Below are 409 nucleotides of genomic sequence, written 5' to 3' on the forward strand. Positions count from 1 at the left end.
GAACAGGAGAGAACATGACGACAGATAGCGACACGACAGTTGAGGCGATCGAGCGCCGGAACGCGGCCAATGCGCGGCGTGTAGAACTCTGGAAGAACTTGGCCGATGCGGTCGTGATGGTCGCCCACGATCCGTTCCAGCGGGACAAGCAAGAGCACATCGACAATATCCGCGATTGTCTCAACCGGATCGAGTTGATGAACGAATGGGCGTCCGCTCCTCTGCCGGTTAAGGCCGGTTAACCAAGGGCCATAAATTGCCTTATGCGCGGAGGGGTAAGCGCAATGATTACATCAAGACTTAGGAAGGCGTGGTGCGAGCTGACCGGCGGTCATGCTGATGTGCTCAACCACGCATGGAAGGCAGAAACCACAACCCACGTCCGCCTCTACTGCGCCCGATGCCAGAG

The 409-nt window shown here is 57.7% G+C and carries 1 protein-coding gene; it reads left to right on the forward strand.

The features are described 5' to 3' along the window. Positions 1-242: hypothetical protein (locus AC2JF9_RS09960; protein ID WP_500727448.1), on the forward strand; the 242-nt coding region annotated here is incomplete at its 5' end. Positions 243-409 lie beyond the last annotated feature (167 nt).

The sequence above is a fragment of the Lactobacillus sp. C449L genome (assembly GCF_059900815.1).